The 23,211-nt window shown below is 65.5% G+C and carries 13 protein-coding genes; 8 read left to right on the top strand and 5 right to left on the bottom strand.

What is annotated here, in order from left to right; genetic code table 11:
- The first annotated feature begins 64 nt into the window (after positions 1–64).
- On the top strand, positions 65–2,119 hold the full coding sequence (locus KHY18_RS03865; protein WP_213294515.1) for a PhoX family protein: 2,055 nt from the start codon (positions 65–67) through the stop codon (positions 2,117–2,119).
- 84 nt (positions 2,120–2,203) lie between these two features.
- On the opposite strand, the gene KHY18_RS03860 is transcribed toward KHY18_RS03865, so the two are convergent.
- The 3 genes from KHY18_RS03860 to KHY18_RS03850 all read right to left on the bottom strand — a co-directional run bounded on the left by KHY18_RS03860 (position 2,204) and on the right by KHY18_RS03850 (position 4,811).
- Positions 2,204–3,013: a BPSS1780 family membrane protein gene (locus KHY18_RS03860; RefSeq protein WP_213294513.1), complete on the bottom strand. Its 810-nt coding sequence runs from the start codon at positions 3,011–3,013 to the stop codon at positions 2,204–2,206.
- A 428-nt stretch (positions 3,014–3,441) separates the two neighbouring features.
- Positions 3,442–4,401, bottom strand: a complete 960-nt coding sequence (locus KHY18_RS03855) for a homoserine kinase (protein WP_213294511.1) — start codon at positions 4,399–4,401, stop codon at positions 3,442–3,444.
- Positions 4,402–4,466: 65 nt separating this feature from the next.
- Entirely contained in the window at positions 4,467–4,811 is a 345-nt protein-coding gene (locus KHY18_RS03850; RefSeq protein WP_213294509.1) for a hypothetical protein, read from the bottom strand.
- An 83-nt stretch (positions 4,812–4,894) separates the two neighbouring features.
- Here KHY18_RS03850 and polA point away from each other — a divergent pair, with 83 nt between their 5' ends.
- The 3 genes from polA to KHY18_RS03835 all read left to right on the top strand — a co-directional run bounded on the left by polA (position 4,895) and on the right by KHY18_RS03835 (position 11,501).
- Positions 4,895–7,711: a DNA polymerase I gene (polA, locus tag KHY18_RS03845; protein ID WP_213294507.1), complete on the top strand. Its 2,817-nt coding sequence runs from the start codon at positions 4,895–4,897 to the stop codon at positions 7,709–7,711.
- 468 nt (positions 7,712–8,179) lie between these two features.
- Positions 8,180–10,306, top strand: coding sequence for an ankyrin repeat domain-containing protein (locus tag KHY18_RS03840; protein ID WP_213294505.1), 2,127 nt, complete (start codon positions 8,180–8,182; stop codon positions 10,304–10,306).
- A 373-nt stretch (positions 10,307–10,679) separates the two neighbouring features.
- A complete protein-coding gene (locus tag KHY18_RS03835) occupies positions 10,680–11,501 on the top strand; it encodes a ZIP family metal transporter (protein WP_213294503.1) in 822 nt (273 codons plus the stop codon).
- Here the strand turns inward: KHY18_RS03835 and KHY18_RS03830 are convergent.
- Together KHY18_RS03830 and KHY18_RS03825 are read right to left on the bottom strand one after the other, a co-directional pair.
- A complete protein-coding gene (locus KHY18_RS03830; protein ID WP_213294627.1) occupies positions 11,493–12,263 on the bottom strand; it encodes a LytR/AlgR family response regulator transcription factor in 771 nt (256 codons plus the stop codon). The two genes, KHY18_RS03835 and KHY18_RS03830, sit on opposite strands and share 9 nt — an antisense overlap.
- 8 nt (positions 12,264–12,271) lie before the next feature.
- Positions 12,272–13,342: a sensor histidine kinase gene (locus KHY18_RS03825; RefSeq protein ID WP_213294500.1), complete on the bottom strand. Its 1,071-nt coding sequence runs from the start codon at positions 13,340–13,342 to the stop codon at positions 12,272–12,274.
- A 52-nt stretch (positions 13,343–13,394) separates the two neighbouring features.
- Between KHY18_RS03825 and argH the strand changes: the two genes are divergently transcribed.
- From argH to KHY18_RS03805, 4 genes are all read left to right on the top strand, one after another.
- Entirely contained in the window at positions 13,395–14,852 is a 1,458-nt protein-coding gene (gene argH / locus KHY18_RS03820; RefSeq protein ID WP_213294497.1) for an argininosuccinate lyase, read from the top strand.
- Between the two features lie 57 nt (positions 14,853–14,909).
- The gene (locus KHY18_RS03815; RefSeq protein ID WP_213294494.1) at positions 14,910–15,887 is read left to right on the top strand and encodes a Bug family tripartite tricarboxylate transporter substrate binding protein; all 978 of its coding nucleotides are present in this window, start codon (positions 14,910–14,912) and stop codon (positions 15,885–15,887) included.
- A gap of 142 nt (positions 15,888–16,029) precedes the next feature.
- Positions 16,030–22,014 carry an alpha-2-macroglobulin family protein gene (locus KHY18_RS03810; protein ID WP_213294624.1) on the top strand — a complete coding sequence of 1,995 codons (5,985 nt, stop codon included), beginning with the start codon at positions 16,030–16,032 and terminating at the stop codon, positions 22,012–22,014.
- Between the two features lie 131 nt (positions 22,015–22,145).
- Complete coding sequence (locus tag KHY18_RS03805; protein ID WP_213294490.1) at positions 22,146–23,186, top strand: ABC transporter ATP-binding protein; 1,041 nt, start codon at positions 22,146–22,148, stop codon at positions 23,184–23,186.
- Positions 23,187–23,211: the final 25 nt, after the last annotated feature.

Raw genomic sequence — 23,211 nt, 5'->3', positions numbered from 1 at the left:
TCATATTGATTTCCTAGAGTGGCGGCACCCGTCGATGAATCGACAATACCAAGAGAGTCGCCACGTGAGCAAATCCATTTCCGACAAGGTTGTTCGCAACCAGAGCGCCAACGCGCCCTTCAGTTCCATTCTCGAGGCCAGCCTCTCGCGCCGTTCCGTGACACGTGGCAGCCTGGGTGCTGCAGTGGCGCTGATGGCCGGCTTCAGCCTTTCGGCCTGTGGCGGTGATGGCGACCCGATTCCGGTCGAGCCCGTGAAGCCTGTGGAGCCGGAACTGAAGCTGGGTTTCACGTCGTTGCCCAACTCCATGACCCACGCCTGCGTGGTGCCAGCGGGTTACACGGCGCATGTGCTCGGTGCCTGGGGCACGCCGCTCAACGACAACGCCGCACCCTGGGATCGCAACGGCAACAACAGCTCCAACGATCTGTTGAACTCGACCGGCATGCACCACGACGGCATGCACTTCTTCCCCATCGACGGCAGCTCGACCGAAGGCCTGCTGGTGGTGAATCACGAATACATCGACGAGTTCGCGCTGCACCCCGCAGGCCCGACCAAGGTCGCTGGCAAGCGTCCGGCCGAAGAAGTGCGCAAGGAAATCAATGCCCACGGCGTGGCCGTGATGCATGTGCGCAAGCAGGGTTCCAACTGGAACATCGTGCTGAACTCCAAGTACAACCGCCGCTTCACGTCGGCCACGCCCATGCGCCTGGCCGGCCCGGTCGGCGGCACCGACTTCGTCAAGACACCGTTCTCGCCCAACGGCACGCAAGTGCGCGGCACGAACAACAACTGCGGCAACGGCACCACGCCCTGGGGCACTTACATCACTGCCGAAGAAAACTGGGCAGCCTGCTTCCTGAACACCGGCACGATTCCCGCCCACCAGAAACGCGTCGGCGTGCCCAGCACCAAGGGCCGCTACGAGTGGGAAACCGCTGCGGGCGACGCCAGCGAAGTGAACGGTGAATTCGCGCGCTTCAATGTCACGCCTTCTGGCGCGGACGCACTGTCTGACTGGCGCAATGAAGTCAACGGTTTCGGCTACCTGGTCGAAATCGATCCCTACGATCCTTCGAGCATCGCGACCAAGCGCACTGCCATGGGCCGTTTTGCCCACGAAGGCGCGGCCTATGGCAACCCCGTGGCCGGCCAGCCGCTGGCGTTCTACAGCGGCGACGATTCGCGCTTCGAATACGTCTACCGTTTTGTCTCCGAAGCCGTCTGGGACCCCAAGGATGCGACGCGCAGCGACCGCCTGGCCGTGGGCGCCAAGTACCTCGACAAGGGCACGCTGTATGTTGCGCGCTTCAACGACGACGGCTCCGGCGAGTGGCTGGCGCTGGCACCGAACACCGTCGGCAAGGGCGGCAAGACGCTGGGCGCCGAGTTCGGCAACCTGGACGCGATCCTGATCAACACCCGCGGCGCGGCCGACTTCGTCGGTGCCACGCCTATGGACCGCCCTGAGTGGACCGCGGTGCACCCGACCAATGGCGACGTCTACCTGACGCTGACCAACAACACCAGCCGCAACGCGACGACCGGCACCAACGCCGCCAACCCGCGCCTGAACAACGCCAACGGCCACATCATCCGTTGGCACGATGCCAGCGGCTCGAACGCTTTCCGCTGGGACATCTTCGTCTTCGGTGCGGCTGCCGGCGCGAATGCCGACACCAACCGTTCGTCGCTGACCGCAGTGAACCAGCTGGCCAGCCCGGACGGCATGGCTTTCGACAGCCGCGGCATCATGTGGATCCAGACCGACAACGGTCTGGACGGCGGCCGCAACAACGACGTGGCCAAGGCGACCAACGACCAGATGCTGGCCGTGATCCCCAAGCCCATGTCGGCCAGCACGGGCACGGGCCCGGTGATCAATGCGAGCAACCAGGCAGAGCTGCGCCGCTTCTTCGTCGGCCCCAACGAAGCCGAAGTCACGGGCATCGCGTTCTCGCCCGACAACACCAGCATCTTCCTGAACATCCAGCATCCAGGCAACTGGCCCGCGTATGACACGACAGATGCCACGGCCCTGGCTTCGGGCACGGTGCGTCCGCGCTCGTCGACGGTGGTGATCCAGCGCACCGACGGCAAGCCCGTCGGCGTCTGAGGCGGTTTCGCCCAGCCAAAGGGGGAAGCGATTCCCCAACAAAAAACGCCCCTCGGGGCGTTTTTTTCATGGTGGCTGCGAGGCTTACTCTTCGAGCAGTTCGGCATCTGCCGGATTGGTGGGATCGGGGGCGGAAAAGCTGTCGCGAAACGTGAACACGATCGATGTGAAGAACATCGCGGCGAGGATCATTGCCGCGCCGACCATGATGCCGCCGGCCACGGTGCCGATCAGGCTCGCGAGAATGCCGGTGAGCAGTGCCAGCACGATGCCGCAGGCCATGAAGAAGGCCATCCAGGCGAAGCAGAACACCAGATAGGCGCGCCAGTTGCGCATGCAGGCGACCAGGCTGAAGAACAGCGCCTTGACGGGCGGAATGCCGTGCCAGTGAATCAGTCCGGGCGCATGCCAGAACATCAGCGACAGCGGGATGTACAGCGCCATCGACAGCCACATCGCGGACTGGAAGGCCGGATCTTCGGCGATTTCGCGCGTCATCGGCTCGCCGCCCAGATAGATCTCGGCGAACGTGCCGCCGTCGATCAAGGCCGACAGCCCCATGATCGCCAGAAAGCCCACGGCGTACAGCAGGCCCAGCATGACCATGGCATTCAGGCGCTGGCGCCCGGTGCGAAAGGCGACCAGCAGCAGCGCCGGCGTGGGAAAGCGGCCCTGGGTGGCCTCGGCGGCCGCGACCATCATCGCCAGCGACGTGGCGGGCAACAAGGCGAGCGCCAGCGCGGGCCCGATGAGCGGCACGATGCTGATCAGCGACATGCCGACAATCGCCAGGATAAAAAGCGCGGCCAGGGCCAAGGGTTGGCGCCAGAAAGTCTGGACGCCAAGTTTGACCCACTGGACACCTATGCGGGCGGGAACAATCTGGAGTTTCATGAAACGGTCGAATCCTGGGGAAGCAGTAGCGGGCGCGCGCGTGCGCCAATAGCGTTACTGTACCGCAGGCATTTTTGACCATTCAGGTCGGGGGTGGGAGCGCGCATGTCGCCACGGCCCGATGCCGCCGCAAGCCCGGCGCTCAGGTCGTGACCAAGCGCGTGTCCGACGCCGCAGGAAATGGCGACGACACCGCGCCAAAGCAGTCGCGCAGGACTGCGCCCGCGCTCAAGAGCAGGGCCTGGGGAAGCGACACGTGGTACCAGTAACCAGCCCCGGCGCGAGCATCAGGAAAAGTGACAGGAAGGCGAACAGTGCGAGGCTGCCCAATCCCGCGAGGAAAAGCATATTTAAAGACTTGGCACACAGGATGCAGAAAGACCAACGCCAGCAAGATGCTGGCGTCGATGGATGGGGCCGGGTTGCGCTCAGGGTGCGAGGCTCACCGGATGCGCAATGCGCTGGCGCAGCACGCGCTCGAAATGGCGCGGGTCGTGGGGCGTGAGCATCGCGGCTTCGCGCGGCAGGTAGAAGTCCCACAGGCGCGAAATCCAGAAGCGCAGCGCACCGGCACGCAGCTGGGCGTTGAGCAGCTGGCGCTCGGCTTCGGTCAGCGGGCGCACGCGCTGGTAGGCGGCGAGCATGGCCTGGGCGCGCGGCGCATCGTGCGCGCCCGTGGCGTGGTCTATGCACCAGTCGTTGAGGCAGACCGCGAGATCGAACAGCCAGCTGTCGACGCCCGCGAAGTAGAAGTCGAAGAAGCCCGTGAGCTGTTCGCCTTCGAACATCACGTTGTCGCGGAACAGGTCGGCGTGCACCGGGCCGCGTGGCAGCGCGGCGTAGGCCGACGAGGCCGCGATGTGATTCTGGTAGGCGAGTTCGGACTGCAGCAGATCGACCAGGCCGCTGTCCAGATGGGGCATGACTACCGGAGCGGTTTCATTCCACCAGGGCAGGGCGCGCAGATTGGGCTGCTGGCGGTCGAAGTCGCGGCCCGCGAGGTGCATGCGCGCAAGCATGTCGCCCACGGCCGCGCAGTGCACGGGCGCGGGCGCGAGCTGGCTGCTGCCGCGCAGGCGGTTGACTACGGCCGCGGGCTTGCCGCACACGCGCAGCAGGATGTCGCCGCTTTGCTTGTGCGCCTGCGGGTCGGGCACGGGAATGCCGGCGTGCGCGAGGTGCTTCATCAGGTGCAGGTAGAAAGGCAGCTGCTCGGCCGTGAGGCGCTCGAACAGCGTCAGCACCCACTCGCCCTGGTCGGTCGTCAGGAAGTAGTTGGTATTTTCAATACCGCCCTGAATGCCGCGCAGGCTCTGGAACTGGCCCAGCGGCAGGTGGCGCAGCAGGTCGCGCGCCTCTTTGTCGGAGACTTCGGTAAAAACAGCCATGGCAAGGGGCGCGCCCCGGGGGCGGCGCAGGAAAGAAGAGGAAAAAAGAGTGAGCGCCGGAGGGCTCAGAACTTCAGCATGTTCCAGACCCGCGGGCCCGTGGTGTCCGAACTGCTGCGGCTGCGGTTGCGCACGCCTTCGCTGGGTTGCACTTCGTAGGCGGGCATGTCGCCGACCTTGGGAGTCACGGTGATGCTTTGCGTCTGGCCGCCGACGCGCACTTCGTCGACGCGGCTGCCTTCGTCCTCCACGCGGATACGTTCCACGCGCTGGTTGTTCTTGTCGCCCTGGGGGGCGGTACGCGGTTCGGACGCGTCAGGGGCGGCCTGAACGGCATTGCCAGGCGGATTCTGGGCCAGCAACGGGCTGGCAGCCAGGCTGAGGAGGAGGAGAAGTGAGGCGGCGCGCATGGGGTGATTGTAGAGCCAGTCATCAATTTATCCCGTGGGGAAATCCAGTGCGCGCAGGGGCCGGCGCCGTGCACAATCCTGGCATGAGCAATTCCAAGACATTGGTGCTGGTCGATGGCTCCAGCTATCTGTACCGCGCCTACCACGCCATGCCCGATCTGCGGGCCCGGCCCGGCGACCCGACCAGCCCCGCCACGGGCGCGATCCGCGGCATGATCAACATGCTGCAGTCCCTCAAAAGGGAAGTCCCCGCCGATTACGCGGTCTGCATCTTCGACACCAGCGGCCCCACGTTCCGCGACGCGCTGTACCCCGAGTACAAGGCCCAGCGCTCGCCCATGCCCGACGACCTGCGCGCGCAGATCGAGCCCATCCACGCCGTGGTGCGCATGCTGGGCTGGCCGGTGCTGGCGATCAAGGGCGTCGAGGCCGACGACGTGATCGGCACGCTGGCCCAGGTCGCGTCGCGCCAGGGCGTGCGCGTGGTGGTCTCCAGCGGCGACAAGGACTTGAGCCAGCTGGTCGACGAGCACATCACCATCATCGACACCATGAACGGCAAGGTGCGCGATGTCGCCGGCGTCACCGCCGAGTTCGGCGTGCCGCCGTCGCTGATGGTCGATTTCCAGACGCTGGTCGGCGATACCGTGGACAACGTTCCCGGCGTGCCCAAGGTCGGCCCCAAGACCGCGGCCAAGTGGCTCAATGAATACGGCTCGCTCGACGCCTTGCTCGCGCGCGCCGACGAGATCAAGGGCGTCGCCGGCCAGAACCTGCGCGACAGCCTGGCGTGGCTGCCCACGGGCCGCCAGCTCGTGACGATCAAGACCGATTGCGATCTGGTCGAAGACGTGGTGGGCCTGCCGTCGCTCGACGGCCTGGCCTGGCGCGCGCCCGAGAACGACGCGCTGCGCGACTTCTACCTCCAGAACGGCTTCAAGGGCCTGGCGATGGCGATCGAAAACCAGGCCGAAGCGCCGGTCGAGCCCAAGGCCAAGGCCGCGAAGCCGCGCGCCGACCAGGACACGGGCGACATGTTCGCCGAGCAGCAGGAGTCCGCCGAGGCCACGGAAGAGGCCGAAGCCGCGCAAAAGCGCAGCGTCGATTACGACGTGATCCTGACCTGGGCCAGCTTCGATGCCTGGCTCGCGAAGATCGAGGCCGCGCCGCTCACGGCGCTCGACACCGAAACCACTTCGCTCGACGAGATGCGCGCCGAGATCGTCGGCATCAGCTTCAGCGTGGAGCCCGGCGCTGCCGCCTATATTCCGCTGCGCCACGCGGGCCTCGACGTGCCCGAACAGCTGCCGTTCGACGAAGTGCTCGCGCGCCTCAAGCCCTGGCTCGAGAACGCCCAGCGGGCCAAGCTGGGCCAGCACATCAAGTACGACCGCCATGTGTTCGCCAACCACGGCATCCAGGTGCAGGGCTATGCGCACGACACCATGCTGCAAAGCTATGTGCTCGAAGTGCACCGCCCGCACGGGCTGTCCAGCCTGGCGCTGCGCCATACCGGCCGCAGCGGCACGACCTATGAAGACCTGTGCGGCAAGGGCGTGCACCAGATTCCGTTCGCCCAGGTGCCGGTCGACAAGGCCGCGGCCTATTCGTGCGAAGACTCGGACCAGACGCTCGACGTGCACCGCGTGCTGTGGCCGCAGCTCGAAGCCGAGGCCGCGCTGCGCGCCGTCTATGACCTCGAACTGCAGACCAGCGAAGCGCTGTTTCGCATCGAGCGCAACGGCGTGCTGATCGACGCGGCGACGCTGGCCAAGCAGAGCAACGAACTCGGCCAGCGCATCGTGCAGCTCGAAACCGAGGCCTATGAAATCGCGGGCCAGCCGTTCAATCTGGCCAGCCCCAAGCAGCTGGGCGAAATCTTCTTCGACAAGCTGGGCATGCCCGTGGTGAAGAAGACCGCGACCGGAGCGCGCAGCACCGACGAGGAAGTGCTCGAAAAGCTCGCCGCCGACTACCCGCTGCCGGCCAAGCTGCTCGAGCACCGCAGCCTGTCGAAGCTCAAGGGCACCTACACCGACAAGCTGGCCCAGCTCGCGCTGCCGGCCACGGGCCGCGTGCACACGCATTACGCCCAGGCCGTGGCCGTCACGGGCCGGTTGTCGAGCAACGACCCCAACCTGCAGAACATCCCTATCCGCACGCCCGAGGGCCGGCGCGTGCGCGAGGCCTTTGTTGCGCCGCCGGGCCGCGTGATTGCCAGCGCCGACTATTCGCAGATCGAGCTGCGCATCATGGCCCACCTGTCGGGCGATGAGTCGCTGCTCAAGGCCTTCCAGGAAGGCCGCGACGTGCATCGTGCGACGGCGGCCGAAGTGTTTGCCGTCGATGTGGAGCAGGTCAGCAGTGAGCAGCGCCGCTATGCCAAGGTGATCAACTTCGGTCTGATCTACGGCATGAGCAGCTTTGGCCTGGCCAAGAACCTGGGCATAGAGACCAAGGCCGCCGCGGCCTATATCGACCGCTATTTCCAGCGCTATCCCGGCGTCAAGCGCTATATGGATGAGACCGTGGAATTTGCGCGCGCCCACGGCTATGTCGAAACTGTGCTCGGCCGACGTCTGTACCTGCCCGATATCAATGGCGGCAACGGCCCGCGCAAGAAGGCTGCCGAGCGCCAGGCGATCAATGCGCCCATGCAAGGCACGGCCGCCGATCTGATCAAGCAGGCCATGGTTGCGGTGCAGGCCGAGCTGGACGCGCACCGCCCGGCCATTCAGGTCGTGCTGCAGGTGCACGATGAACTGGTATTCGAGCTCCCCGAGGGCGATGTGGACTGGCTCAGGAGCGCGATTCCGCGGCTGATGGCGGGGGTGGCCGAGCTCAAGGTGCCGTTGCTGGCCGAGGTCGGTGTCGGGCCGAACTGGGACCAGGCACATTAGTCCATCCATCAGGCCCCCACGCTCCACCGCTGCGCGGATCGCTGCCCCCCGAGGGGGCGTGCGCCGGCTTGGGGCGGCCCGGCGCCGGCGCGGTTGACCCCCACGCTGCGCCGCTGGGCGGGTCGCTGCCTTGGGCCGCGCCCGATGAAACTGCACCCCAAGAGTTGGACAGAAGTTCAAACTTGGGGGTTTTTTCATCACGCGCGATGAATTCTTCACGCTGACAGCCGCTCGCGACCAGCTGCGATAAAAAAGCTTTCATGGCGCCGATGCATGAATATGCGCTTGATGCGACAGGTGATGTGCCGGACGTCTCCAGGAAAGCCAAGCTTCGCCGCCAGGTCAGAGGTCCCTGGGGCGAGCCATGTCATCGAACAGAAATGGAACTTCTTTCCCCCATGAGGGGACTGACGCTTATCCACAACCATTTCTCATTCAAAAATGTCCTTTTATCCCGCTGGAAATTCTTTGAACACTTCTCTCTACGCTGGAATGCCCCAGTCAGGCGATTCAACAATGAGAGATGATCCCACCACCAATCCAAATGATTCGCCATCAATTCCTGTGGCTGAGCTGAATAAGAAGTTGGTGGAAGAACTAGGTCGGCCAGATGTGAGCGAGGGGTATATAAGGGAGCTGCTGGAGTCTGGCGCAGATATTCGTGCTTGTGAGCAGCAAGGTCACAGGGTTGCGATACTGGCGGTAAAGGCGAAAGTTTCTGCGGGATTAATGCGGGATTTGATTCAAGCGGGTGCTGATATTGATGGAAAAGACAATAGAGGTAATACATCTATCAGTATCGCGCAAAATCAAGGCGGTGGAGAAAGCTATGTAAGCGCGTTGCGAACGGAGTTCCTGAGGAAGAAGGCGTTGGAAATCATTGAAGAAGGCTATAATATTTCAGATATTTTGGTCGGATTAAATAGAATGGATAAAAACTCACTTCCTTTTGTTGCTGCGTTTGTTTCTGCGCTAAAAACTCCGGAAAAAATCAATGAATTCATGGGGAAGGATGGGGTGTCAGGCCTGATGCATGCCGCATGGAATAATGACGATGCAGGTGTTTCATTGTATGTAAATGCGCTCCAAGATGCGAAATACATATGTAAAGTCAATCAAAATGGACAGTCGGCTCTGATGCTTGCTGCACTGAGAGGGTCTCATTCATGCGTCAAAGCCATTCTCGAAGCGCTTGAGTCTGCAAGAGGTAGCGATGAAGTTAACAACGATGTGATGAGGGCTTCGGGGCTCGCTGCAGTGACTGCCCAAAATCAATGCCTGAAATTGTTGTTGGCCGCGCGCGGAAACAAAGATGATATTAACCAGCCTGATGGAGGGGGGCAAACATTGCTGATGTATGCCGTGCGTTCCGATGTTCCTGCATGCATAGAAACTGTGCTGGGTGAGATGAAAGATCCGCGGGATATCAATGCAGTCAATAAGGCCGGAGAAACAGCCATGATGTTGGCGGTGAAAACCGGCGCTTCTCAGTCATTCGCGTACTTGTTGAAGGAGTTCCAGAAAGAAAAATATATAAAAGAATTTTTTCTTGGTGGCGGGAAGTTGTTGGAATACGCTATAGCACAAGGCGAAATCGTGGCTGCCAGAGCGCTCGTGGGGGTGTTTAAAACGTCAGATCATATATTTAATATCTTTGATGAATCGCTGCTGAAAAGCATTGATAATGATTTGAAGCATTCAATATATTCTATTTCCAAGTCTGTCAGTAGTTTTGATTATCATGATAAAGATAGAAGTGATATAGATCTTTGTTTCGGGAAAGTTCTGGATTTTTCGGTTTTTTCTAAGAGTATGGATTTTTCTTCAGGAAAATATCTTGATGGGAAGTTTCGTCATAAATTTCTAATTGGTGATAATTTACTTTTTCTTTCTTCTTATAGAGATCGTTTGGATAATATTTTTGAACGTGATATTTCGGCACTTCGCCCCATTGTTGCGAGGCCGCAGCCAATGCAGCAGCCAATGCAGCAGCCAATGCAGCAGCCAATGCAGCAGCCAATGCAACCCCTGCATCCTCCACTGACATTCCTGAACTATTTACACCCAGTTCCTGGGCTGCAAGAACGGCCAATGTGGCAGCCAATGCAGCAGCCAGTGCGGCAGCCAGTGCGGCAGCCAATGCCACCCTTGTTTCCCTATGCGAAACAGCAGCCAATGCGGCGGCAAATGCCAGCCCCGCCGTTGCAATATCCGCAGTCACGATATACTCCGTCAGTTAGGGGGGCTGTTGCATTTTGGGGGGTTAAAGAAGGTGAAGCTTATCTGTCTGGCAATAATGCAATTAAAACAGTAAAAATTAATTTGAATATTTCTCTGGAGTTTTTATATAATTTATTGGATTTATTGGATTCGGAGGGGTACTCCAAAGAAATGCCTGAAAAAATATCTTTGGAAATTATGTCCATGGCGGTGAGGTACAGGCATATTAAACTCCTGGATAAGTGGCTGCTGGAGAGCGGAGAAAAATCAAAATTACTCGAGATGGTGGAGAGAAATGTTGATGCACCGATGGTTGGCGAGGTTTTAGCGTACGCCGTGCAATACGCCAATGCAAATTTGCCCGATCCTGCTTGACCCGTAAAAACCCGCACGGATGAGCCCCTGCTGCCCGGGTTCATTGGAATTCACGGCATTGCATTTTGCTTTTGAATCCGCCACGGCTATTGGCAACAAATTCAGCGCAGTAGGCCGCGCGGGGCGTGCTGCCAACGGTCGCCGATCGGAACCAAGCAGGCGCTGGCCGCCGTGCAGAGGCGGGTGCTGCCGGGCCGGGACCAGGCGCAGTGGCCGGGCGCAGCTTGTTGGGCGCTTGAACCTTTTGAGGGCGCGGAGATGAACCTGCGGGCCGCGCAACGCCGTTTTTGGGCCGGCGCGAGCGCAGTTGCCGCGTCTTTCTGCGAAAATTAGCTGGATCGGTCTTCTGCGGCCATAGAAAAAGAATCCAGCTATGAATTTAATAGCAATCATCTTGGCCACCCTGGCCGCTGGCATTGGCAGTGTATGGGTGGCTGCGCTGCTGATGCGCGTAGGCGTTTCGGGCAGGAACGGCGGCATGATGCCCCAGCGCCTGCTGAGCCTGGCCGCGGGCGCGCTGCTGGCGACGGCTTTCATGCATTTGCTGCCCGAAGCCTTCAACAGCGAAGCCAGCGCGCATGACCTTTTCCTCACGCTGCTGGTCGGCGTGGTGTTCTTCTTCCTGCTCGACAAGGCCGAACTCTGGCACCACGGCCATGAGCATGGCCACGGGCATGACAACCATCCCAGCCACGGTCACGCGCATGGCCAAGGCGATGGTCATGGCCATGACCACGGCAAAGCCACGGGCGGCTGGGCGGTGCTCACGGGCGACAGCGTGCATTGCTTTGGCGACGGCGTGCTGATTGCCTCGGCGTTTCTGGCCGACATGCGGCTGGGCCTGATTGCCGCAGCTTCGGTGCTGGCGCATGAAGTGCCGCATCATATTGGCGATCTGGTGGTGCTGGGCCATTCCAGCGGCAACCGGCGCGTGGCGCTGGTCAAGGTCTCGCTGGCGGGCGCCGTGACGGCGCTGGGCGGCATCGCGGGCTATTTCCTGGTCGGACAGCTGCAGGACTGGCTGCCGTACTTCCTGGTGCTGGCGTCGAGCAGCTTTGTCTATGTGGCGCTGGCCGATCTGATTCCCCAGCTGCAAAAGCGCCTCACGGCGCGCGAGACTTTCGCGCAGATCGCCTGGCTGGTCGCCGGCATGGTGCTGGTGACGCTGGTCAGCGGCATGGCCCACTCACACTGACGGCTCGCTCGCATCGCGCAGCGCCGCGCGCACCGCGGGCAGCTGGCGGCGCGAGACCGCGAGCGGCTCGGCGATGCCTTGCAGGCGCACGGCCCAGCCGTCGCCTTCTTCGGCGTCATGGTGTTTTTCCAGCGCGCGCAGCGCATGGCGCGCGACCAGCGCGTTGCGGTGCACGCGCAGAAACTGCGTGGCATGGCGCGATTCGAGGTCGTTGAGCGCGCTGTCGAGAATGTAGCTGTGGCCGGCCGTGCGCACGGTCACGTACTTCAGCTCGGCCTTGAAATAGATCACTTCGTTGAGCGGCACGCGTTCGGTGCGGCCGCGGTCCTGGATCAGCAGCATGTTCGCGCTTTCCTGCGCCGCGGGCGCGGCTGCGGGCATGCGCTGGCGCAGCAGCTTGGCCAGCATCTGCTGCAGCCGCGCCAGGCGCACCGGCTTGGTCAGGTAGTCGAGTGCTTCGAGCTCGAAAGCGTTGACCGCATGCAGGCTGTAGGCCGTGACGAACACCAGCGCCGGAGGCCGGGCCAGGCCGCGCAGGCGTTCGGCCAGCGACAGGCCGTCCTGGCCCGGCATGTGGATGTCGAGCAGCAGCAGCTCGATAGCGCAATCGGGCGCATCGAGCAATTCCCAGGCCTGGTCGCTGTCGGCGGCTTCGTGCACGACCAAGGGCGGCAGGGCAGGGTCGCTGGCGGCCGCATCGGCCAGCAGCGTGCGCAGCCGGCTGCGCGCCAGCGCTTCGTCGTCGACCAGCAGAATGTGCAAGGAGCGATTCATGCCACGCCCTCCAGCGGCAGGCTGATGCGTACGCGGTAGCTGCCCTGGCGGCTGCGGGCGCTGAAATCGGCCTGCAGGTCGTGCAGCAGCGACAGGCGCTCGCGCACATTGCGCAGCGCCATGCCATGGCCGGGTTTTGCCGCGGCGCTGCTGGGCGGCAGGCTGTTGGTGATCGTGATCAGCACGCGGCCGCGGTGCAGCCGGGTGGAGAGCGTGAGCGTGCCGCCTTCGGGGCTGGGCTCTATGCCGTGGCGTATCGCGTTTTCCACCAGCGGCTGCAGCAGCAGCGGCGGCAGACGCGCCGCGTCTGCCGCGGGGTCCAGCGCCCATTCGGTGCGCAGCCGCGCACCGAAGCGCACCTGCTCTATGGCGAGGTAACGCCGCGCCAGCGCAATTTCCTCGTCGAGCGTGGTGCTCGCATGGGGTTCGGCCAGCGCGCCGCGAAACAGGTCGCTGAGGTCTTCGAGCAGCTCTTCCGCCTTGGCCGGCTCGGCGCGCACCAGTGCAATGGCGCTGTTGAGCGTGTTGAACAGGAAATGCGGGCGTATGCGTGACTGCAGTTCGGCCAGCCGGGCCGTGGTCGCGGCCGGCGCACGCGCACGCGCGCGCAGCTGCAGCGCGGTCACGAGCAGCGCCGACAGCAGCGCGCCGGTGGCAGCGCTGGCCAGCCAGTACGAAGTCGGTGCGTCATCGACCAGCCACAGCATGGCGCAGGCATAGAGGCCGCAGAGCGCTCCCAGCCCCATGCCCGCAAGGACCTGGGCTTGCCTGGGCAGGCGCTGCAGCAGGCGCTTGAGCCCGCAGGCCGCGACCAGCCACAGCAGCGTTCCTGGCAGCGTGCCGCTGGTGACCAGGGCCATGTGGGCCAGCCAATCGAGCGCGCTGTCGGCGCCGAAAAGCGCGGCCGTGGCGACCACGCTCTGCACGAACAGCACGGCCCGCAGCACCACGCCGACATGGCAGGCATCGAACACCAGAACGCGCTGCGCCGCACCAGCCGTGGGGGCTAGTACAGGACCGGATTGGTCGGAACCGGGCGGGGTCGATAAAATTTGCATATCTTGCATTGCGGCATCCGGTTGTTCCGGGTGTCTGAACCCTCTGATTATTGCCCCTTCCATGTCCAACAGCTCCACCACGCAACCTTCCCACAACCAGCTCGATACCAAGGCCCAGGCATGGTCGGCGCTGTTTTCCGAGCCCATGAGCGACCTCGTCAAGCGCTACACCTCGAGCGTGTTCTTCGACAAGCGCCTGTGGCAGGCCGACATCATGGGCAGTCTGGCGCATGCCGAAATGCTGTCGGCCCAGGGCATCATCTCGGCGCAAGACCATGCGTCCATCGAAAAGGGCATGGCCCAGATCACGGCCGAAATCGAAGCCGGCGGCTTCGAGTGGAAGCTTGATCTCGAAGACGTGCATCTGAACATCGAAGCGCGCCTGACGCAATTGGTGGGCGACGCGGGCAAGCGCCTGCACACCGGCCGCAGCCGCAACGACCAGGTCGCGACCGACGTGCGCCTGTGGCTGCGCGGCGAGATCGACGTGATCAGCGGCCTGCTGGGCGAGCTGCAGAAGTCGCTGGTCGAAACCGCCGAGCGCCATGTCGAAGTGATTCTGCCGGGCTTCACCCACCTGCAGGTGGCCCAGCCCGTGAGCTTCGGCCACCACCTGCTGGCCTATGTCGAAATGTTCAAGCGCGACGCCGAGCGCATGGCCGACGTGCGCCGCCGCGTCAACGTGCTGCCGCTGGGCAGCGCCGCGCTGGCCGGCACCACCTACCCGCTGGACCGCGAACGCGTGGCGCGCAGCCTGGGCATGGAAGGCGTGTGCCAGAACAGCCTGGACGCCGTGAGCGACCGCGATTTCGCGATCGAATTCAGCGCCGCTGCCGCGCTGTGCATGGTGCACATCAGCCGTTTCTCGGAAGAGCTGATCCTGTGGATGAGCCAGAACTTCGGCTTCATCAAGATCGCCGACCGCTTCACCACGGGCTCGTCGATCATGCCGCAGAAGAAGAACCCCGACGTGCCCGAACTGGCGCGCGGCAAGACCGGCCGCGTGGTCGGCCACCTGATGGGCCTGATCACGCTGATGAAGGGCCAGCCCCTGGCCTACAACAAGGACAACCAGGAAGACAAGGAGCCGCTGTTCGACACCGTCGACACGCTCAAGGACACGCTGCGAATCTTCAGCGAAATGGTCGGCGGCCAGCTGAACCCGGCCACGGGCGTCAAGGAAGGCGGCATTGGCGTCAACGCCGAAGCCATGGAACGCGCGGCGCTCAAGGGCTATGCCACCGCCACCGACCTGGCCGACTACCTGGTCAAGAAGGGCCTGCCGTTCCGCGATGCGCACGAAACCGTCGCGCATGCGGTCAAGGCCGCGATCACCGAAGGCGTAGACCTGTCGGAGCTGCCGCTGGCCACGCTGCAGGGCTTCCACCCGCAGATCGAACAGGACGTGTTCGAGTGCCTGAGCCTGCGCGGTTCGCTCAACGCGCGCAATACGCTGGGCGGCACGGCGCCGGCCCAGGTGCGCGCCCAGCTCGCACGCCACAAGGCACGTCTGGCGTAAGCGCCGGTCCGGGCAGCGCGGCTGCGCTGCCGTCCTTTTGATTCCACTGGAGTGAACATGCGTCTTTCACGTCGCCGTCTTCTGTCCCATGCCGCCGTGGTGTCGTCCGTGGCGGCCTGGGGCGCCAGCGCCCTTGCGGCCGACCCGCAGCCGATACGCATCCTCGTGGGCTTTCCGCCGGGCGGCGGCACGGACGCGATCGCCCGCCTGCTCGCCGAGAAGCTGCGCGATGAATTGGGCACCACGGTGTTGGTCGACAACCGCCCGGGCGCGGGCGGGCAGATCGCGGCGCAGCAGCTCAAGGCCGCGCCTGCCGACGGCCATACGCTGTTCCTGACGCACGATCACACGATTTCCATCCTGCCGCAGGTGATTCGCAAGCCCGGTTTCGATCCCGCCCAGGACTTCGTTCCCGTGACCGGCATCGCGACTTTCGTCAATGCGCTCGCGGTGTCCAGCCACACGCCCGCGAAGAACCTCGCCGAGTACGTGCAATGGGTGCGTCAGCAGGGTGGCAAGAGCGCCGTGGGCATTCCCGCGCCCGCGTCCACGCCGGAGTTCCTGGTCAAGCAGCTGTCGAGCCGCTTTCAGCTCGACCTGGTCGCCGCGCCTTACCGCGGCAGCGCGCCCATGCTGGCCGACATGCTGGGCAATCAGATTCCAGCGGGCATCGCCGCCGTGCAGGATTTCATCGAACACCAGCGCGCGGGCAAGATGCGCGTGATCGCGGTGCTCGGCGACCGCCGCCAGGCGGCCATGCCCGATGTGCCCACGCTGGCCGAGCAGGGCGTCAAGGGCTTCGAAGACATGCCGTACTACGGCTTCTATGCGCCCAAGGGCACGCCCGCGGCGTTCATCGAGCGCTTTTCCGCGGCGACCGCCAAGGTATTGCAGATGGCCGACGTGCGCGAACAGCTCGTGGCGCTGGGCCTGACCGTGGGTCACATGGCGCCGCAGCAGCTCGCGCAGCGCGAGCAGGCCTATACGCGCGCCTGGACGGCGATCATTCGCAACAGCGGCTACCAGCCGCAGTGACAAAGCCCCGCAGTTTCTGCGGGGTTTTTTTTGGCAAAGCGCGCCGGCCCACCCATGATCCGCTGATACGCCGCAAAAAGCCGCCTCCGAGCGCGCCAAGGCAGCACCGGCCCGGCCGGATCGAGAGGGGATAGACGTGGGAATCAAGCAATGGACAGGCGCCGCGCTGGCGCTGTGGGCCGGCAATGCGCTGGCGCTGGCCGTGGGTCAATTCAATCCGCAGGGCGAAGTCGCGCAGGTGCAGCAGGTGCGCGTGCAGTTCGACTCCGCGGCCGTGCGCTTTGGCGACCCCAAGGCGGCAGCGCCGCTGCAGCTGTCGTGCAGCGACGCGCAGGCAGCGGCCGGCACGGGCCGCTGGACCAGCGAGCGCGAATGGGTGTTCGATTTCTCCAAGCCCTTGCCGCCGGGCGTGCGCTGCACGGCCCAGCTGCTCGCCGGGCTCAAGTCGCCCACGGGCCAGGTGCTGTCGGGAACCACGCGCTATCAGTTCAGCACGGGCGGCCCGCAGGCGCTGTCCATCCTGCCGCCCACCTACGAAGCCATTGATGAGTCGCAGTTCTTCGTGCTGCGTTTCAGCGGCCCGGTGGCGCGCGACACGCTGCTGGCCAACGGCTATTGCGCGCTCGAAGGCGTGGGAGAGCGCATTCCGCTGCGCTGGATCGACGGCAACGAACGCACTGAATTGCTCAAGATGCGCGGCTGGACCCAGGCGGCCACGGCCGCGCCGCTGCAGTACGCCACGCTGGCCTGCAATCGCACGCTCACGCCTGGCGCCAAGCTGCGCCTGGTGCTGGGCAGCGGAGTCGCCACGCCCAGCGGCGTGGCCACGCGCAACGCGCAGGAGTTCGCGTACAACGTGCGCGAGCCGTTCTCCGCCGAACTGCGCTGCGAGCGCGAGAACGCGCAGGCGGCCTGTCTGCCGATACGGCCCATGCGGCTGTCGTTCAACGCGCCCGTGCCGCGCGCCCAGGCCGAAGCCATACGCCTGCAGGGCGGGGGCGCGACGCTCAAGCCGGTGATAGACGAAGGCGACGACCCCTCGGTGCGCCCCGACCCGCAGGGCCTGGTCGACGGCCTGCGCTTCGAAGGCCTGTCGGCGCAGACCAGCTATAAGTTGCAGCTGCCCAAGGATTTCAAGGATGCGGCCGGGCGCACGCTGCGCAATGCCGACGCCTTCCCGCTGACCGTGGCCACGGCCGACATGCCGCCGCTGGTCAAGTTCGCGGCCTCGCCGTTCGGCATTGTCGAGCGCTTCGCCGAAGGCCCCGGCGGCCCGGCGCTGCTGCCCGTGACGGTGCGCAAGGTCGAGGCCGCGCTGCAAAGCCAGCAACTGCAGCCCGGCAGCGAGGTCAGCCTGATCGAGCCGCGCACCGATGCCGACATCATTGCCTGGCTGCGCAAGCTGCAGAACTATGAGCGCGACCAGGTCACGCGCGCCCAGGCGCGGCGCGATGTCAATGGCGCGCTGCCGCCGGTGATAGATCCCAATGAGCGCCAGAGCGTGCAGACGCGCATGCTGTCGCTGCTCGCGGGCCAGTCCAACGTCAAGGCGATGTCGCTGCCCGCGGCCCAGGCCGGCGATCCGCGGCCGTTCGAAGTCGTGGGCATTCCGCTGACGCCCGGATTCCATGTGGTCGAGATCGCGTCGCCGCTGCTGGGCGCGGCGCTGCTCGATGAACGCTATGGCGAGAAGCGCAGCATGTATGTGCGCAGTTCGGCGCTGGTCACGAACCTGGCCGTGCATTTCAAGCTGGGCCGCGAGAACTCCGCGGCCTGGGTGACCACGCTCGACAAGGGCCAGGTCGTCGCCGGCGCCAAGGTCCAGGTGTCTAGCTGCAATGGCGAAGTGCTGGCATCGGCCGTGACCAATGCCCAGGGCATTGCGCAGTTCGCCGATCTGTCGCCCCAGCCACCGCAATGCCGCGGCGACGGCTACCGCAACGCCGCCTATTTCGTCAGCGCGCGCGCCCAGACTTCGGCCGGCCCCGAGCTGGCCTTCGCCTGGAGCGACTGGCAGCGCGGCATAGAGCCCTGGCGCTTCAATGTGCCGACCAGCAACAGCGCCAAGGCCGACATGCTCGCGCACACGGTGTTCGATCGCACGCTGCTGCGCGCCGGCGAAACGCTGGCCATGAAGCATTTCCTGCGCCAGCAGAACGGCCAGGGCCTGGCATTGCCGCCGCAGCGCCCCAGCGAGCTGCGCATCACCCATCTGGGCAGCGGCCAGACTTTCCGCCAGCCGCTGACCTGGCGCGAAACCGGCAGCGGGGGCTTGAGCGCCGAAAGCCGCTTTCCCGTGCCCGCGGGCGCCAAGCTGGGCGAGTACCAGGTCGAGCTGCGCGAGCCGCAGGACGCGTCGCAGTTTCGCGCGCTGACCAGCGGCTCGTTCCGTGTTGAGGAGTTTCGCCTGCCGGTGTTCGAAGGCCGCATCGGCCCGGTGAATGCCAAGCCGCTGGTGCGCGCCGAGAAGCTGCCGGTGCAGGTGCAGCTCAACTACCTTTCGGGCGGGCCGGCCGACGGCCTGCCGGTGCGCGTTTCGGCGATGGTGCGCGCCAAGTCGCTGGACTTCGCGGGCTATGACGATTTCCGCTTCGGCCCGCCGCGCGCGGCCGCCGACAACGCGCAAAGCGACGACGAGGAGGCCAGCGCGGCGCAGGACACCAAGGTGATCGCCGACGCGCTGCCGCTGGTGCTCAATCGCCAGGGCGCGGGCCAGGTCGAGCTGCAGTCGCTGCCGCGCGGCAAGCAGGCGCGCGAGCTGCTGGTCGAAGCCACCTATGCCGACCCCAGCGGCGAAGTGCAGACGCTGCGCAGCACGCAGACGCTGTGGCCCGCGGCCGTGGTCGCGGGCATACAGGCCGAGAACTGGGTCTCGACCGAGCGCGAGATGCAGTTCCAGGCGCTGGCGCTGGGCCTCGACGGCAAGCCCCAGGCGGGCGTGGCGCTCAAGGTGCAGGCGCTGGCGCGCATCACCACCAGCAGCCGCAAGCGGCTGGTCGGCGGTTTCTACAGCTACGACAACCAGACCACGCTCAAGGATCTGGGCACGGTCTGTTCGGGCAAGAGCGATGCCCAGGGCCGGCTGCATTGCACGGCGAAGATCGCCCAGGCGGGAGAAGTCGAACTCGTGGCCACGGCCAGCGACAGCGCGGGCAACGAAGTCCAGGCCGCGACCTCGGTCTGGGTCACGCGCCAGGGCGAGCTGTGGTTCGGCGGCGAAGACCATGACCGCATGGAACTGCTGTCGGAGCAGCGCAGCTACGCGCCGGGCGAGACCGCGCGCCTGCAGGTGCGCATGCCGTTCCGCTATGCGACCGCGCTGGTGGCCGTGGAGCGCGAAGGCATTCTGAGCACGCGCGTGGTGCAGCTCGAAGGCCAGAATCCGACGGTTGAATTGAAGATCGAGGAGAGCTGGGGCCCCAACGTCTATGTGAGCGTGCTGGCGCTGCGCGGACGGCTGCGCGAAGTGCCCTGGTACAGCTTCTTCACCTGGGGCTATCAGGCACCGCGTGCCTGGTGGAATGCGTTCTGGCACGAAGGCCGCGAATATGTGGCGCCCACGTCCCTGGTCGATCTGAGCCGGCCCGCGTTCCGTCTTGGCATGGCCGAAATCAAGGTCGACGCCGCGGCCAACCGGCTCGCGGTGCAGGTCAGCGCCGACCGCGAAACCTATCCGGTGCGCGGCACGGCCCAGGTCACGATCAGCGCCAAGCTGCCCAACGGCCAGCCCGCGGCCGGCGCCGAAGTCGCGCTCGCTGCCGTGGACCAGGCGTTGCTCGAACTCATGCCCAACGGCAGCTGGAACCTGCTCGACGCAATGCTGCCGCGCCGCGCCTGGGGCGTGCAGACCGCGACCGCGCAGATGGAAGTCATAGGCCGGCGCCACTACGGGCGCAAGGCCGTTCCCGCGGGCGGCGGCGGCGGGCGCAGTCCGCGGCGCGAGCTGTTCGACAGCGTGCTGCTGTGGCAGCCCAGCGTGGTGCTCGACGCCAAGGGCCAGGCGCGCGTCACGGTGCCGCTCAATGATTCGCTGACCACGTTCGAGATCGTCGCCGTCGCCGATGCGGGCGTGCAGATGTTCGGCACGGGGCGCACCAAGATTCGCAGCACGCAAGACCTGCAGATCATCAGCGGCCTGCCGCCGCTGGTGCGCGAAGGCGACCGCTTGCGCGCCCAGGTCACGCTGCGCAACACCACCGAGCGCGCGATGCAGGTGCAGGTGCAGCCGCGCGCCGCACCGCTCACGCTGGCCGCGCAGCGCATCGCGCTGGCTGCGGGCGCGTCGCAGGAAGTCGCGTGGGAGGTCACGGTGCCGGTCAACGCCGCGGGCAGCAGCGCGTTGGAGAACCTCGCCGCGGGCCTCGACTGGGAAATCGACGCCGAAGACGTGACGCCGGGCGCGCCGCCCGCGCGCGACGCGATTCGCACGCGCCAGCGCATCGAGGCGGCCGTGCCGCTCACGGTGCAGCAGGCGACGCTGGTGCAGATCGACGGCCAATGGCAGTTGCCGGTGTCGCCGCCGGCCGATGCCTTGCCGGGCCGCGGCGGACTGCGCCTGGCGCTGGCGCCCAAGCTGGCCGACGGCATGCCCGGCGTGCGCGACTGGTGGCTGCGCTACGCCTACACCTGCCTCGAGCAGATCAGCAGCCGCGCGCTGGGCCTGGGCGACGCCGCGCAGTGGCAGCAGGTGATCGCGAAGATGCCCAGCTATCTCGACGAGAACGGCCTGGCCTCGTACTTCCCGCCGCGCGCCGGTGCCGCGCACCGCGGCAGCGACACGCTGACCGCCTATCTGCTGGCCGCAAGCCACGAGGCCGCGCGCCAGGACCCGCGCCTGGCCCTGCCCGAAGCGCTGCGCGCGCAGATGGAAAGCGCGCTGATCGCGTTCGTCGAAGGCCGGCTCGAACGCCCGCTGAACAATCCGCGCAACGACCAGGCGCTGGCGCTTGAAGTGCGCAAGCTCGCGGCGATCGAGGCGCTGTCGCGCAACGGCCGCGCCGTGCCGCGCATGCTCGAGAGCATTCGCGTCGCGCCCACGCAATGGCCTACGCACGCACTGCTCGACTGGGTGCAGATCCTGCAGCGCATGCCCGAGGCCGCGCAGCGCGAGACGCGCCTGCAGGAAGCCAAGCAGCTGCTGCAAAGCCGTCTGTCGTTCCAGGGCAGCCAGGTGGTGTTCAGCACCGAGAAGGACGACAACTGGTGGTGGCAGATGCAGGGCGGCGACAGCAATGCCGCGCGCCTGCTGCTCACGGCGCTGTCGCTGCCCGAGTGGAAGGACGATGTACCGCGCCTGGCCCAGGGACTGATCGCGCGCCAGCGCGGCGGCGCCTGGACCACGACCACGGCCAACCTGTGGGGCGTGCTGGCGCTGCAGGCGTTCTCGCGCGAGCGTGAAAGCACGCCGGTGTCGGGCCGCACGCTGGCCCAGCTGGGCACGCAGAGCGTGGTCAAGGAATGGCGCGGCATGGCCGCCCAGCCCGCGGCGACGACGGGCACGGTTCCCGCGGCCGGCGCTCCGCTGGGCGCCAACCCCGTGGGCGCGCCGGTCGCGGCCTCGGGCGCCAACGGCCTGTTCCTGCCCTGGGCTGCGGGGCCGCTGACGGTCACGCACGAAGGCGCGGGCAAGCCCTGGCTGAGCCTGCAGTCGGTGGCCGCCGTGCCGCTGAGCAAGCCGTTCAGCGCGGGCTATACGGTGCGCAAGACCGTCACGCGCGTCACGCCGTCGCAGCTGCCCGCGGGCAGCTACCAGCGCGGCGATGTGCTCGATGTGACGCTCGACGTCACGTCCACGGCCGACATGGGCTGGGTCGCGATCACCGACCCGATTCCCGCGGGCGCGACCATCCTGGGCAGCGGCCTGGGCCGCGATTCGGAAATCGCCCAGCAGGGCGGCGACGACACCAGCGGCGAAGGCAGCCAGCCCACGTTCGAGGAGCGCAGCTTCTCTTCGTGGCGCGGCTACTACGAGTGGCTGCCGCGCGGCAGCATCAAGGTGCGCTACCGCGTGCGCGTGAGCAATGTCGGCGAATTCGCGCTGCCGCCCACGCGCGTCGAAGCGCTGTACGCGCCCGAGATGTTCGGCGAAGCGCCCAACGCGCCGGTGAAAGTCGTGGCCACGCCATGACGGCATGACAAAGCGCCCTTCCTGCGTGTCATACACGCTGTGATCCGCAGGGAGGCGCGTGCATGACTTCAGGGTAAGCACCTGGAAAATTGACACTCATCCGTCACATGACTTGCCTAGACTAGGCACTCATGTCCTTGATAGAACTCGACGGTGTTGCAAAGTCCTGGGGAGCAACGACAGCGCTGCGCGCGCTGCACTTGCGCATTGAACCGGCAACTTTCTGCGTACTGCTCGGGCCTTCGGGCTGTGGCAAGTCGACCACGCTGCGCATCATCGCGGGCCTGGAAACCGCGACCGCGGGCAGTGTGCGCATCGATGGCCGCGAAGTCGGTCATCTGCCACCCGCCGAACGCGGCATCGCCATGGTGTTCCAGAACTACGCCTTGTTTCCCCACCTCACGGTGGCGCAGAACATGGGCTTTGGTCTGTCGGTGCGCAAGGTGCCCGCGGCGGAATCCGCCAAGCGCCTGGCCGAAACCGCCGAGCTGCTGGGCCTGACCGGCCTGCTCGATCGCCGGCCCGCGCAACTCTCGGGCGGCCAGCAGCAGCGCGTGGCGCTGGGCCGCGCGCTCGTCGCCCAGGCCAAGGTCTGCCTGATGGACGAACCCCTTTCCAATCTCGACGCCCAGCTGCGCCAGGAAATGCGCAGCGAACTGCGCGAACTGCAGCAGCGCCTGGGCCTCACGGTGGTCTATGTGACCCATGACCAGGCCGAAGCCATGAGCATGGCCGACCAGGTGGTGCTGCTGCACCAGGGCAGCGTAGAGCAATGCGCGGCGCCGCGCGAAATGTATGCGCGCCCCGCGAGCCGCTTCGCGGCGCGCTTCATCGGCACGCCCGCAATGAATCTGATCACGCTGGAGCACGGCCGCATCGCGGGCAGCGATGTGGGCGTGGGCGGCGGCAGCGCGCGCTGCATGGGCCTGCGCCCCGAAGCGATCGCCGTCGTTGGCCAGACGCAGCGCGGCATAGACGCGCAGGTGGTCGGCCAGGAATACCTGGGCGCCGATCTGGTGCTGCGCTGCCAGGTGGGCAGCGAAGTGCTCACGGTGCGCGCGCCCGGCCCGCAGCAGGTGCCCACGGGCGCGCACGTGCGCCTGGCCTGGCAAGACGCCGACACCCATTTCTTCGGCGCCGACGGCCTGCGCCTGGGCGCGCGCTCCGCCTGATTTTCGCCTTCCGGTTTTCGCGCCC

Source organism: Acidovorax sp. CCYZU-2555 (genome assembly GCF_018413525.1).
Taxonomy (GTDB): domain Bacteria; phylum Pseudomonadota; class Gammaproteobacteria; order Burkholderiales; family Burkholderiaceae_C; genus Comamonas.
The sequence above is the reverse complement of the archived record's forward strand: the minus strand, read 5'-3'. Positions and strand labels throughout refer to the sequence as shown.

What these genes read in the sequence shown, in the direction of transcription:
- KHY18_RS03860 (WP_213294513.1), bottom strand. Translation starts at nt 3,013, where the DNA reads ATGAAACTCCAGATTGTTCCCGCCCGCATAGGTGTCCAGTGGGTCAAA.
- KHY18_RS03855 (WP_213294511.1), bottom strand. Translation starts at nt 4,401, where the DNA reads ATGGCTGTTTTTACCGAAGTCTCCGACAAAGAGGCGCGCGACCTGCTG.
- KHY18_RS03850 (WP_213294509.1), bottom strand. Translation starts at nt 4,811, where the DNA reads ATGCGCGCCGCCTCACTTCTCCTCCTCCTCAGCCTGGCTGCCAGCCCG.
- polA (WP_213294507.1), top strand. Translation starts at nt 4,895, where the DNA reads ATGAGCAATTCCAAGACATTGGTGCTGGTCGATGGCTCCAGCTATCTG.
- KHY18_RS03835 (WP_213294503.1), top strand. Translation starts at nt 10,680, where the DNA reads ATGAATTTAATAGCAATCATCTTGGCCACCCTGGCCGCTGGCATTGGC.
- KHY18_RS03825 (WP_213294500.1), bottom strand. Translation starts at nt 13,342, where the DNA reads ATGCAAGATATGCAAATTTTATCGACCCCGCCCGGTTCCGACCAATCC.
- argH (WP_213294497.1), top strand. Translation starts at nt 13,395, where the DNA reads ATGTCCAACAGCTCCACCACGCAACCTTCCCACAACCAGCTCGATACC.
- KHY18_RS03815 (WP_213294494.1), top strand. Translation starts at nt 14,910, where the DNA reads ATGCGTCTTTCACGTCGCCGTCTTCTGTCCCATGCCGCCGTGGTGTCG.
- KHY18_RS03805 (WP_213294490.1), top strand. Translation starts at nt 22,146, where the DNA reads ATGTCCTTGATAGAACTCGACGGTGTTGCAAAGTCCTGGGGAGCAACG.